The following is an 11,698-nucleotide window of genomic DNA, read 5'->3' on the forward strand; positions in this document are numbered from 1 at the left end:
GAGTGTAACCCGACGCTCTCAATTACCACAATGACCAAAATAAGACGTTTACGACGTTCTGTTTTTGGCTCCGGTTACGCGGCCTGCGCCTCGTCCGCGGGGGCAGGACGCTTGTCAAACACTTCGTCGACCAGCCCGAACGCCTTGGCTTCCTCGGCCTCCAGGAAATTGTCGCGATCCATCGCCTTTTCGATCACTTCGATCGGCTGGCCGGTATATTTCGAGTAAAGCGTGTTCATCCGGTGCCGGATGCGCAGGATCTCCTTGGCCTGGATCTCAATGTCCGACGCCATGCCCTGCGCGCCGCCCGACGGCTGGTGGATCATGATCCGCGCGTTGGTCAGCGCGACGCGCATGCCCGGCTCACCAGCCGCGAGCAGGAAGCTGCCCATCGATGCCGCCTGGCCGATGCACACCGTGCCGACGCGCGGACGGATATATTGCATCGTGTCGTGGATCGCCATGCCCGCCGTGACGACGCCGCCCGGCGAGTTGATGTACATGAAGATGTCCTTCTTCGGGTTCTCCGACTCGAGGAAGAGCAACTGGGCGGTGATCAGCGAGGCCATGTGATCCTCGACCGGCCCAACTACGAAGATGATCCGCTCGCGCAGCAGCCGCGAATAGATGTCGAAGCTGCGCTCGCCGCGGTTCGACTGCTCGATGACGATCGGCACCAGCCCGCCGGTCACGGGGTCGATCTGGAAGCCCGGAGGAGTGAACTGGCCGGTTTCGAACGGATTGATCATGGGAAGTCTCGTGGTCCTTATGCCCTTGCGACGCCCTACATCGGCGCTCGGTTCGCGGGGCGCAAGGGGGGCACGTGGTGAACGGCGGCGGCTGGCCGTCTTGCGCCATCCCCCGATCGCGCCCACTTTCCGGTAAAAGGGGAGCGACAATGAGCACAGTTCTGGTCACGGGCGGGTCGGGGTTCGTCGGCGGACACGTCATCCTGCAATTGCTGGAGGCTGGTCACACCGTACGGACAACGGTGCGCAGCCTGCCGAAGGAAGCCGCCGTGCGCGCGACGCTGGAGAAAGGGGGCGCGACCAATCTCGACAAGCTGACGTTTTTTGCCGCCGACCTGGAGAAGGATGACGGCTGGGCGGCGGCTGTCGCGGGGTGCGAGTACGTCCAGCATGTCGCCTCCCCTTTCCCGATCGCGCAGCCCAAGGACGAAATGGAGCTGATCCGCCCCGCGGTCGAGGGCACCCTCCGCGTGCTGCGCGCCGCGCGCGACGCCGGGGTCAAGCGCGTCGTCCAGACCTCGTCCTTCGCCGCGATCGGTTATGGCCATGGCCAGAGCGACAAGGAGTATGACGAACGCGACTGGACCAATGTCGATGGCCCCGCCGTCCAGCCGTACATGAAGTCCAAGACGCTCGCCGAGCGTGCCGCATGGGACTTCGTCGAGCGCGAAGGCAACGGGATGGAACTCGCCGTGGTCAATCCGGTGGGTATTTTCGGGCCAGCGCTCAACGGCGACCTTTCCACGTCGGTCGAACTGGTCAAGCGCATGATCGAGGGCAAGCTGCCTGGCGTGCCGCGGCTCTATTTGGGGGCGGTCGACGTGCGCGACGTGGCGGGCATGCAGGTCAAGGCGATGACCGCGCCGGAGGCCAGAGGCGAGCGTTTCCTCGCGGTCGCGGGCAAGGCGTTGTCGTTCCACGACATGGCGGAAGCGCTGCACACGGGACTCGGCGAGGAAGGCGCGAAGGCGAAGATGCGCGAACTGCCCGACTGGCTGGTGCTTATCGTCGCAATCTTCAACCCGCTCGCGCGCGAAGCGGTGCCCCGGCTGGGGATCAAGGCCAACGCCAGCAACCGCAAGGCGCGCGAGGTGCTGGGCTGGGAGTTCATTTCGAGCGAGGATGCGATCGTGGCGAGTGGGCGCAGCCTGATCGATCTGGGATTGATCAAGTGAACGACAACGCGCCGTGGCACGCGCATATCTATTACGATGCTGGCGAGCGCGACGCCGCCGAGGCACTTCGCGCGCGGTTCGAGAATATCGCGGCGGACGCGCCGATCCTGTTCGTCGGCGGCATGGTCGATCGCCCGGTCGGTCCCCACCCCATTTCCCAGTTCGAAATCCACTTTCCGGCCAGCGCCCGCGCGGCCGTGGCGGAGGAAATCGGCAAAACCGGACTGCGCGCGCTGATCCACCCGCTGACCGATGACGACCTGGCCGATCATACGACGCTGGCGCACTGGATCGGCGAGCCGCTCGACCTCGACGTCAGCGTGCTCGACCCGCCGGGCATGAACCAGGGAATGGCGCGATTCGGAAAGAGTGACTTCTGAGATGATACGGGTCGCGCTCACCCTAGCGTCATTGGCCGCGATGGCTGGCACGGCACTAGCGACAGGCGACACCGCAAGGACCCGGTTTCGCGCCGGCGATGCGATCGTGTTGGGGACGGTCAAGAACCTCGACTATCGGGCCGCTAACATGCCCGACGACATACTCGGCCACGGCTGGATCACGGCGGACCTGCATATCACGAAGGTCGAGCGCGGCACCGTGCCGACGTCCGATCTCAAAGTAAGGTACTTCGCCCATACCTATCGATATGGAGACAGGATTCTGCGATTCCATATTCGCCCGTCTGGCGACGGCATCTATTCGGTCTGTGCCAAACGCGGTGAAGGCGTGCGCTGCAAATAGGTCAGCCACCCGGCGCCGGGTGCGCCAGATAGGCCAGCCGCCGCACCTCGCGCCGTCCTCGCACCACGGTGTCCAGGATCAGCCCAGCGAAGAAGCTCAGCGCCGCAAGGATGATCAGTCCGGTCGCCAGTATCGCGGTCGGGAAACGCGGGACGAGTGAGGTTTGGAGGTAGGTCACGACCAGCGGGATCGCGAGGATTACCGCCGCTACCGCCAACAGCGCCGCGATCCAGCCGAAGAACAACAAAGGCCGTTCGATACGATAGAGCATCGCGATCGTCTTCGCGATGCGCCAGCCGTCGCCATAGGTGCTGAGCTTCGACACCGACCCTTCGGGCCGCGCGAAGTAACGCGTTTCGACCTCGCCGACCGGCATGCGCAGCTCGAGCGCATGGACGCTGATCTCGGTCTCGATCTCGAAGCCCCCGCTGAGCACCGGAAAGCTTTTCACGAAGCGGCGCGAAAACGCGCGATAGCCCGAAAAGATGTCGGTGAAGCTGCGCCCGAACAGCCGGGCGAGCAGCCCAGTCATCGCGCGGTTGCCCATCACGTGTCCGCGTCGATAGGCGTCGGCGGCTTCGTGGACTCGCGTGCCGACCACCATGTCGAGTTGCTCGCCGGACAGCCGCGCGATCATCGCGGGAGCTGCCTCAGCGTCATAGGTCGCATCGCCGTCTGCCATCACGTAGATGTCGGCGTCGACATCGGCGAACATGCGGCGGACGACATTGCCCTTGCCCTGCATGCGTTCGGTGCGAACGATCGCGCCCGCCTCGCGCGCCACCTCGACCGTGCGGTCGCTCGAATTGTTGTCGTAAACGTAGATCGCAGCACCGGGCAGCGCGGCGCGGAAACCCGCGACCGTCTGCGCGATCGCGGCTTCCTCGTTATAGCAGGGCAGCAGGACTGCGATGCGTGGTTCGGTCAAAACAACCCCCAGTCGTCACCCGGCCTTATGCCGGGGTCCACCGGGCGGCCAAGTGAGAAGTTAGAACCTCTTGACCATAGCTTGCGGCACCGTGGACCCCGGCACAAGGCTGGGGTGACGGTTTTGACGTTGGGCTCGCTTAAGCCTTCTTCGCCGGAGCCTTCTTGGCGGCTGGCTTCTTGGCCGGAGCCTCTTCAGCCTTCTCGGCAGACGCCTTCTTGGTCGCCGCCTTCTTCACCGGCTCTGCCTTTTCGGCGGCAGGCTCGGCATCAACCTTCTTCGCCTTGGACTTTGCCGCTTCCGGCTTGGCGTCGTCGGCCTTCGCATCCTTCTTGGCAGCGGTCTTCTTCGCCGCCTTGGGCTTGTGGTTGTCGTGGTCGTGATGGTGCGTGCCGGTCGCGAAGCCGTCCTCGCTCTCGATCGCTTCCTCAAGCTGCTCGCGAGTCACTTCGCGATCCTTGATCTCCGCCTTCTCGAACAGGAAGTCGACGACCTTGTCCTCATAGAGCGGCGCGCGAAGCTGAGCTGCGGCCATCGGCTCCTGCTGGATATACTGGATGAAACGCTGCTGATCCTCGGGACCGTACTGCTGCGCGGCCTGCGCGATCAGGCGGTTCATTTCCTGGCTCGACACCTCGATGCCGTTGGCCTGGCCGATTTCCGACAGGAGCAGGCCAAGACGCACGCGGCGCTCGGCGATCGCGCGGTAATCGTCCTTCTCGCTCTCCATCTCGGCCAGCGCGGCCTCGGGATCGGGCTCGTGCGTCGCTTCGTGCTTGAGCTGTTCCCAGATCTGCGCGAACTCGGCTTCGACCATCGACGGCGGGACCGGGAAGTCATGGCCAGCAGCGAGTTGATCGAGCAGCTTGCGCTTCATGTGCGTGCGCGTCAGGCCGTTGAGTTCCTGCTCGACCTGCCCTTTGAGCAGCCCCTTGAGCTGATCGAGATCCTTGAGGCCAAGCGACGTCGCCAGCGCGTCGTTGATCTTGGTCTCGCCCGCGGTCTTCACCGACTTGGCGACGAGGTCGAACGTCGCGGGCCGACCGGCGAGTTCCTTCGCGGGATAATCCTCGGGGAACGTCACCTTGATCTGCTTTTCGTCGCCGGCCTTCATGCCGACGACCTGGTCCTCGAAGCCGGGGATCAGGCGGCCCGCGCCGATCTCCACCGCCATGTCGGTGCCGGTGCCGCCGTCGAACGCGACGCCGTCGGCGGTCTTGCCGGCGAAATCGACCGTGACGAGGTCACCCTGCTTGGCCTTGTATCCGTCCTTGGTGTCGTTCCAGCTCTTCTGCTGGTCGGCGAACTTCTGGAGCTGCGCCTGGACCGCGTCGTCATTGGCCGGAACCGTCAGGCGCTCGAGCTTGATCTTGTCGATCGCCGGGGTCGGCACGTCGGGCAGGACTTCCAGCTCGACCTTGAGTTCGGCGTCCTTGCCTTCCTCATATTCGTTCTCGAGGCTAACGGAAGGCGACATCGCCGGGCGCAGCTTTTCCTTCGAGATCAGGTTCTGGATGCCGTCCTGAATCGCGGTGTTGAGCGCATCCTGCATCAGCGCGGGGCCGTGCATCTTGCGGATCAGGTTCGCGGGCACCTTGCCGGGACGGAAACCCGGCATGCGGATCTGCGGCGCGACCTTCTTGACCTCGGCATCGACCTTGGCGTCGATCTCCTTGGCGGTAATCTTCAGGGTGTAGGCGCGCTTCAGCCCTTCGTTCAACGTCTCGACAGTCTGCATTTCAGGCCTTTGTCGTAAAAGGAAATTGGGTGTCAGTGCCTCCCCGTTCGTCACGGGGACTGGTGCGGGCGAAGGGACTCGAACCCCCACATCTTGCGATACTGGAACCTAAATCCAGCGCGTCTACCAGTTCCGCCACGCCCGCTTGGGACACCGCCGGTCGGCGGCGTCTATAGCAAGTGTCGGGTAAGGAGCAACCCGGCACGACACAAAGGCGTTGATGTCCCGAAAGGAACCATCATGGCCACTCAACCGCCCCCCGAACTGCCGCCCCATCCGAGCCAGCCGCTCGAACCCGACGGACCCCCGCCAGAGATCAGTCCGCCGACGCCGGACGTGGACGTGCCATCGCCGGGAGAACAGCCGACGGGGCCGGCGAATCCGGTCTAGTTACTTCACCCGCCGCGCCGACAATATCCGGACCGGCGCGACGGGCACTTCGCCCTTGAACGCGCCGCGGATCGAACCGGTCTTTGACACAGGCGCATCGAATATCTTGAGGACGACATCCATCCCCTCAACCACGCGGCCGAACGCGGCATAGCCGGCATTGTCCCCCGGCTTCGAAGGGTCCGCATCCATCGACGCGCGCTGGTCGCCGAGCATGATCGTGAAGTCTCCACGCGCGGTGCCGGGCTTGAGGCGGGGCGTCGAGAGCACGCCGTCGATGTGCTGGATACCGGTCAGCGTCGTCGGCTCGTGTTTGACCGGCGGCAGCGTCTTTGCGGGATCACCGTTGGTGCCGAACTGGACGAACCCGAACCGCGTATCGACCTTGACCACGCGGTAGAAGGTGATGCCGTCGAGCCGTTTCTGATCGACATAGCGCAGGAAATTGCCCGCGCTGATCGGGGCGCGTTTGGTGTCGGCCTCGACAACGAAGCGGCCGGCGGTCGTTTCGATCGCGACTCGGGGGAGTGGCGGACCGGCTGGCGTTGGGGCGGGTGACGGGACTGGCGCGGGTGGCGGCGTTGTCTGGGCCGAGATAGGAGCGGCTATCAACGCCGCCAGCAGTGCAATCAACCGCCGCATATCGACCTCCTATTTCGTCATCCCCGCGAAAGCGGAGACCCATCTCTTGACCGTGCCGCCAAGCCCATCGGTGAGGAGATGGGCCCCCGCTTTCGCGGGGGTGACGGTGAAATTACGAGGCCAACGCCTTCTTGAGCAGTTCGTTGACCACCGCCGGATTGGCCTTGCCCTGCATCGCCTTCATTGTCTGGCCAACGAAGAAACCGAACAAAGCCTCCTTGCCGCCGCGATACTGTTCGAGCTGGCCGGGATTCTTCCCCAGCACGTCTGCGATCACCGCTTCGATCGCGCCGGTGTCCGACGTCTGCTTGAGTCCGCGTTCCTCGACGATCTTGCCCGGTGCGTCGCCGGTTTCCAGCATCACCTCGAACACCTGCTTGGCCAGGCTCCCCGACAGCGTGCCGTCAGCGACGAGCGCCAGCAGTTCGGCGGCCTGTCCCGGCCCGACGGGCGACTCGCTGATGTCCTTGCCCAGCCGGTTGAGCGCGCCGAACAGCTCTGACGAAACCCAGTTCGCCGCCGCGACCGGCTTCGCGCCCTGGTCGAGCAGCGCGTCGAACCAGCGCGCGGTCTCGACCTCGGCGGTCAGGACATTCGCCTGGTACGGCGTAATCCCCAACCCTTCGTAGCGCGCGCGCTTGGCGTCGGGCAGTTCGGGCAGGCTTGCGCGGCACTCCGCCAGGAACGCGTCGTCGAGTTCGAGCGGGAGCAGATCGGGGTCGGGGAAGTAGCGGTAATCGTGCGCGTCTTCCTTCGAGCGCATCGACCGCGTCGTGCCGGTGTCGGGATTGAACAGCCGCGTTTCCTGGACGATCTGGCCGCCGCCTTCGAGCACATCGACCTGGCGTGACGCCTCATGCTCGATCGCCTGCATCACGAAGCGGATCGAATTGACGTTCTTGGTTTCGGTACGCGTGCCGAAATCCCCACCCGGGCGGCGCACGCTGACGTTGACGTCGGCGCGCATCGACCCCTGGTCCATATTGCCGTCGCACGACCCGACATAGCGCAGGATCGACCGCAGCTTCGTGAGGTACGCCCCGGCTTCGGCAGGCGAGCGCATATCGGGGCGGCTGACGATTTCCATCAACGCGACGCCCGAGCGATTGAGATCGACATAAGACCGGGTGGGGTGCTGATCGTGCATCAGCTTGCCGGCGTCCTGCTCAACATGGATTCGCTCGACGCCGATCGTTTTGGTCGGGGCCTCCTCGCCCTCCAGCTCGATCTCGATTGCGCCCTCGCCGACCAACGGATGGTAAAGCTGGCTGATCTGATACCCCTGCGGCAGATCGGCATAGAAATAGTTCTTGCGGTCGAACCGCGACCATTTGTTGATGTGCGCGTCGATCGCCATGCCGGTGCGCACCGCCTGGCGGATGCACTCGCGGTTGGGAACGGGCAGCATGCCGGGCATCGCGGCATCGACCAGCGATACCTGCGTGTTCGGCTCCGCGCCGAACGCGGTCGCCGCGCCGGAGAACAATTTGGCGTTCGACGTGACCTGGGCATGGACCTCCAGCCCGATGATCACTTCCCACTCGCCGGTGGCGCCGTGGATGCGGTACGAGGAAGGCGCGGCTTTGCTCAGGACGTCAGTCATGCGCCGCGAATAGCCCTAGCGGGCGTCGTGCCGCAAGATCAGGCGACCGCTTCCTGATCGAACAGTGAGAAACCACGCGGCAGGCGGCGCGGGCGGGCGCGGCCCTGCATGTGGTTGTCGACCGCCGCGATCGCGCCGATCAGGTCCGCGGGACTGTAGGGCTTGGCGAGACACCCCCGCGCGAACGCCTTGCCGTCGGCCGGGCAATCGCCGGTGCAGAAGATCACCGCAACCCCGCGCGCATGGGCATGGCGCGCAAGGTCGATCCCGCTTCCGTCGGCCAGCGCGACATCGGCGAGGATAAGGTGGACATCGGCATTGGCATTCAGCACGGCCAGCGCGTCGGACACCCGATCGACCGTCGCCACCACCTCGAATCCTTCTTCGGTCAGGGTGTGTTCGTTGTCGAACGCGATCAGCGGCTCGTCCTCGCAGATCAGGAGCCGCGTGATCGTTCTTTTGCGCCGTCCGAACACCATTGCCGTTCATTCCCTGCACGCGGATCGTTTCGTTCGCGCGTCGTTACGCTGCCGTCGCTTAACCCCCGGCAACGATTCGGGATGCAGATTTTAGGCCCGTCGCCGACAAAACGGTATATTGGCGTGATGATGCCATCGACCAAGACCCCCGACGACCAGCGAATCGCAAAATTATTGGCGCGTGCCGGCGTCGCATCCCGGCGAGAGATCGAACGGATGATCGTCGAGGGGCGTGTGGCGCTGAACGGAGTTGCGATCGACACGCCAGCTACCCTGCTGGCCTCACTCGACGGGGTGACGGTGGACGGCAATCCGGTCGCCGCCCCCACCGCGGCGCGGCTGTTCATCTACCACAAGCCAAGCGGGCTGCTGGTGACGGAGCGCGATCCGGGCGGGCGGCCGACCATTTACGATCGCTTGCCCAAGACGTTGCCGCGCGTCGTCCCGGTGGGCCGGCTCGACCTCAATACCGAGGGGTTGCTGCTGCTCACGACCGATGGGGGGTTGAAGCGGCAGTTGGAACTTCCCGCGACAGGTGTCGAACGCGCCTATCGTGCGCGCGCCTATGGCAACGTGACGCAGGCGCAGCTCGAGGACCTGATCGAGGGCGTCGAGATCGAGGGCGTGCGCTACGGATCGATCGACGCCAATCTCGAACGCCGCACCGGGGCGAACGTGTGGATCGAACTGGTCCTGACCGAGGGCAAGAATCGCGAAGTCCGGCGCGTGCTCGAACATCTCGGCCTCAAGGTCAGCCGGTTGATCCGCACGCGCTACGGCCCGTTTGTGCTGGGCGACTTGCCGGTGGGCGCGGTCGGCGAAGTGCGGCAGCATGACGTCGAATCGTTCCGCGCCAATCCTACGCGCAAGGACTTGCCACAGCCCGCGCGCAAACGGGAACAAAGCGTGCAGCCGGTCACGCCGCGCACCGCGCCGAAACGCGAGCCGGATCGCCCTACCTCGCGTCCGGCAAAACCGGCGCGGCCCGCCACGCCCGCCAAGGCCCCTCGACAGCGCGCCGACGGTACACTCGCGGTAAGAGCCGGATCGACCAGCGCCGCGCGCTCGTCGCGGGCGCGGAGTTTCCGTGAGGATCGCGGCGACCGGCCTGCCCCTGCCCGTCCCTCTCGCGGCCCCGCCGGCGGTCGCGGCAAGCCGGGCGGACGTCCCCCGCGCGGGCGCAAATAATGCGGATCATCGCCGGGCAATGGCGCGGACGCGCGATCGTCGCACCGAAGGGCGACGCGACTCGCCCCACCGCCGATCGCACGCGCGAAGCCTTGTTCTCGATGCTGGTCAGCCGGATCGGCAGTTTCGATGGGCTGGCGGTCGGCGACCTGTTCGCCGGATCGGGCGCGCTCGGGCTGGAAGCATTGTCGCGGGGAGCGGCGTCATGCCTGTTTGTCGAGCAGGACAAAGCCGCGCTCGACGCCTTGCGGGCGAACGTCGCGAAGCTTGGCGCGAAGGCAGACGTTCGCGCGCAATCGGTGATGGCATTGGGGCCGGCCACCGCGCCGCTCGACGTGATCATGATGGACCCGCCCTACGGCACCGGCGCGGGCGCGGTCGCGCTCGACCGGCTGGCGCGGCTCGGCTGGGTCGGCCCGGCGACCTGGGTGAGCATAGAATCGCAGCGCAACGAACCAGTCGAAGTCGCCGGGTTCGTCGCGGATGCCGACAAGATCTACGGCAAGGCGCGGGTTACGCTATTGGGGATGGCCTAGGCCGCTTCCTTCACCCGCGCCGGCACCGGGTTCGAAAACACCATTTCGTTGTCCACCGACCCGAACTTCAGAGCCATTAGGTCTAGCGCGTAATTCTGGTGGACCTTCCACGGCTTGCGCGCGCCCTGTTTGGGGAATTTGTCCATCGCGCGGGTGACGTAGCCCGACGAGAAATCGAGGAAAGGCTCCTCGCCCACCGCGTCGGTCGGTGTCGGCGTCGCCTGGCGCAGCCCGCGCTTCTTCATCGTGTTGAGCAACCGGCAGACATAGGCGCAAGTCAGGTCCGCCTTCAGCGTCCAGGACGCATTGGTATAGCCGAACGACGACGCCATGTTCGGGATGCCCGAATACATCATGCCTTTGTAGTTGATCGTCTTCGACAGGTCCTGCGCGACGCCGTCGACCGAGAATTGCACGTCGCTGAGCAATTGCAGCTCCAGCCCCGTCGCGGTGACGATGATGTCAGCGGGGAGCGTCTTGCCCGACGCGAGCTTGATTCCCTCCGGCACGAAGCGGTCGATAGTGTCGGTGACGACATCCGCCTTCCCTTCGCGGATCGACGCGAACAGGTCGCCGTCGGGGACCAGGCACAGGCGCTGGTCCCACGGGTTATAGCGCGGCGTGAAATGCTTTTCGATGTCGTGGTTGGGCAATTCCTCGCGCACCATGCCGAGCAACCGCTCCTTGGTCCGTTCCGGCTTCTTGCGCGCCATGCGGAAGAAGAACATGCCGAACAGCACGTTGCGCCAGCGCGTGATGCCATAGGCCGCCTTGGATGGCAGCTTGGCGCGCAGCCAGTTGGCCAGCGCATCCTGGGCGGGCCGCGCGACGATATAGGTCGGCGATCGCTGGAGCATGGTGATGTGCTTCGTCTTCGGCGCCATGGCGGGCACCAACGTCACCGCGGTCGCGCCGCTACCGATCACGACGACATTCTTGCCGGAATAATCCAGGTCCTCGGGCCAGAACTGGGGATGGACGATCCGTCCCTTGAAGTCGTCCGCACCGGCGAACTCCGGCGAATGACCCTTGGCGTAATTGTAATAGCCGGAGCACATGAAGAGGAAATTGCAGGTCATCGTGACCGGTCCGTCCGGCCCCGTCGCCTCGACCGTCCAGCGCGCATCCTCGGTCGACCAGGCCGCCCGCTTGACATGGTGGTTGTAGCGGATCTTTTGGTCGATGCCGTAATCGGCCGCGGTCTTTTGCAGATAGTTCAGGATGTTGGGGCCGTCGGCAATCGCCTTCGGCTCGGTCCAGGGCCGGAACGAATAGCCCAGGGTGTACATATCCGAATCGGAGCGGATACCGGGATAGCGGAATAGATCCCAGGTACCGCCGAGCGACGCCCGCCCCTCCAGAATCGCGTAACTCCGGTCGGGGCACAGGGTCTGCAGATAATACCCCGCGCCGATCCCCGAAATCCCCGCGCCCACGACCAGAACGTCGACATGTTCCATGGCAGCCACCTCTCCTCCATACCGGATATTCGATTGGCGAGCGGATGGCAACTTACATCGATGTCA

At 64.9% G+C, this 11,698-nt stretch carries 13 protein-coding genes and 1 tRNA gene; 6 read left to right on the forward strand and 8 right to left on the reverse strand.

All coding sequences use genetic code 11. The features are described from left to right. Positions 1-74: 74 nt before the first annotated feature. Complete coding sequence (gene clpP / locus J0J06_RS06190; protein ID WP_294040441.1) at positions 75-749, reverse strand: ATP-dependent Clp endopeptidase proteolytic subunit ClpP; 675 nt, start codon at positions 747-749, stop codon at positions 75-77. A gap of 149 nt (positions 750-898) precedes the next feature. Here clpP and J0J06_RS06195 point away from each other — a divergent pair, with 149 nt between their 5' ends. Genes J0J06_RS06195 through J0J06_RS06205 form a run of 3 tightly spaced genes read left to right on the forward strand, consistent with a single transcriptional unit; the run spans position 899 to position 2,668 of the window. Continuing rightward, positions 899-1,924, forward strand: coding sequence for an aldehyde reductase (locus J0J06_RS06195; protein WP_294040442.1), 1,026 nt, complete (start codon positions 899-901; stop codon positions 1,922-1,924). Continuing rightward, on the forward strand, positions 1,921-2,304 hold the full coding sequence (locus J0J06_RS06200) for a DOPA 4,5-dioxygenase family protein (protein WP_294040443.1): 384 nt from the start codon (positions 1,921-1,923) through the stop codon (positions 2,302-2,304). The genes J0J06_RS06195 and J0J06_RS06200 overlap by 4 nt, the downstream gene beginning before the upstream one ends. 31 nt (positions 2,305-2,335) lie before the next feature. Continuing rightward, positions 2,336-2,668, forward strand: coding sequence for a hypothetical protein (locus J0J06_RS06205; RefSeq protein ID WP_294040444.1), 333 nt, complete (start codon positions 2,336-2,338; stop codon positions 2,666-2,668). Between the two features lies 1 nt (position 2,669). On the opposite strand, the gene J0J06_RS06210 is transcribed toward J0J06_RS06205, so the two are convergent. The 3 genes from J0J06_RS06210 to J0J06_RS06220 form a co-directional block, all read right to left on the reverse strand. Continuing rightward, positions 2,670-3,596, reverse strand: a complete 927-nt coding sequence (locus J0J06_RS06210; RefSeq protein WP_294040445.1) for a glycosyltransferase — start codon at positions 3,594-3,596, stop codon at positions 2,670-2,672. Positions 3,597-3,735: 139 nt separating this feature from the next. Beyond that, positions 3,736-5,334, reverse strand: a complete 1,599-nt coding sequence (tig, locus tag J0J06_RS06215) for a trigger factor (RefSeq protein WP_294040446.1) — start codon at positions 5,332-5,334, stop codon at positions 3,736-3,738. Between the two features lie 60 nt (positions 5,335-5,394). After that, a tRNA-Leu gene (locus J0J06_RS06220) sits at positions 5,395-5,479 on the reverse strand. A gap of 95 nt (positions 5,480-5,574) precedes the next feature. Between J0J06_RS06220 and J0J06_RS06225 the strand changes: the two genes are divergently transcribed. Continuing rightward, positions 5,575-5,724 carry a hypothetical protein gene (locus tag J0J06_RS06225; protein ID WP_294040447.1) on the forward strand — a complete coding sequence of 50 codons (150 nt, stop codon included), beginning with the start codon at positions 5,575-5,577 and terminating at the stop codon, positions 5,722-5,724. Here the strand turns inward: J0J06_RS06225 and J0J06_RS06230 are convergent, their stop codons facing one another. The 3 genes from J0J06_RS06230 to J0J06_RS06240 all read right to left on the reverse strand — a co-directional run bounded on the left by J0J06_RS06230 (position 5,725) and on the right by J0J06_RS06240 (position 8,448). Then, positions 5,725-6,366, reverse strand: coding sequence for a peptidylprolyl isomerase (locus J0J06_RS06230; protein ID WP_294040448.1), 642 nt, complete (start codon positions 6,364-6,366; stop codon positions 5,725-5,727). 112 nt (positions 6,367-6,478) lie between these two features. Beyond that, positions 6,479-7,969, reverse strand: coding sequence for an Asp-tRNA(Asn)/Glu-tRNA(Gln) amidotransferase subunit GatB (gene gatB, locus J0J06_RS06235; protein ID WP_294040449.1), 1,491 nt, complete (start codon positions 7,967-7,969; stop codon positions 6,479-6,481). A gap of 38 nt (positions 7,970-8,007) precedes the next feature. Further along, on the reverse strand, positions 8,008-8,448 hold the full coding sequence (locus J0J06_RS06240) for a response regulator (protein WP_294040450.1): 441 nt from the start codon (positions 8,446-8,448) through the stop codon (positions 8,008-8,010). A 126-nt stretch (positions 8,449-8,574) separates the two neighbouring features. Here J0J06_RS06240 and J0J06_RS06245 point away from each other — a divergent pair, with 126 nt between their 5' ends. Both J0J06_RS06245 and rsmD read left to right on the forward strand, forming a co-directional pair. Next, positions 8,575-9,636 (forward strand): pseudouridine synthase, encoded by a 1,062-nt coding sequence (locus J0J06_RS06245; protein WP_294040451.1) that lies wholly within the window; start codon positions 8,575-8,577, stop codon positions 9,634-9,636. Next, positions 9,636-10,172, forward strand: coding sequence for a 16S rRNA (guanine(966)-N(2))-methyltransferase RsmD (gene rsmD, locus J0J06_RS06250; protein ID WP_294040452.1), 537 nt, complete (start codon positions 9,636-9,638; stop codon positions 10,170-10,172). Before J0J06_RS06245 ends, rsmD begins: the two co-directional genes overlap by 1 nt. On the opposite strand, the gene J0J06_RS06255 is transcribed toward rsmD, so the two are convergent. Further along, positions 10,169-11,632 carry an NAD(P)/FAD-dependent oxidoreductase gene (locus tag J0J06_RS06255; protein ID WP_294040855.1) on the reverse strand — a complete coding sequence of 488 codons (1,464 nt, stop codon included), beginning with the start codon at positions 11,630-11,632 and terminating at the stop codon, positions 10,169-10,171. The genes rsmD and J0J06_RS06255 overlap by 4 nt on opposite strands. Positions 11,633-11,698: the final 66 nt, after the last annotated feature.

The organism is Sphingomonas sp., from assembly GCF_017304615.1.
GTDB lineage: Bacteria > Pseudomonadota > Alphaproteobacteria > Sphingomonadales > Sphingomonadaceae > Sphingomonas.